Source organism: Dyella sp. 05T440, from assembly GCF_056395965.1.
Genome location: NZ_JBFTKN010000044.1, coordinates 1 through 409 on the forward strand (window position 1 = coordinate 1; position 409 = coordinate 409).

Sequence of the window (409 nt, forward strand, 5' to 3'; positions counted from 1 at the left end):
CCGCAATAGTGATGACGGGCACCATATAGATATAAGCGCTCGTTTTTACCGCTCCAAGCACACCGACCGACCAGTTCCATGTCACAAAGCAAAGCGCAGATGCGCCCGCGCCTAAGAATAGGATGTTCAACCAATTGACGGGGGAGGAAAAAGGGCTTGCGTCGAAGCGGAAATCAAACAGGAACAGAGCGGGAACCATGAATAGCAAACCGTACAGAAAGATCCGCTGTGTGCATTGGATTGTATGGTAACCGAATGTGCTGATTTTTTTCATCAAAATCGCATATGCCGCCCAGACGAATGCGGAGGCAGCAGCGAGAATGTCGCCGAGCGGATTCAATTTAAGCATCATTTGTCCATTAAAGAAAATGAGCGCAAGTACAGTGAAAGCGGCGGCGAACCCAATGAA

At 49.1% G+C, this 409-nt stretch carries 1 protein-coding gene; it reads right to left on the reverse strand.

Annotation, left to right across the window (positions count from 1 at the left end; genetic code table 11):
* Positions 1-409: EamA family transporter (locus tag AC1DE1_RS20880; protein WP_477179354.1), on the reverse strand; the 409-nt coding region annotated here is incomplete at both ends.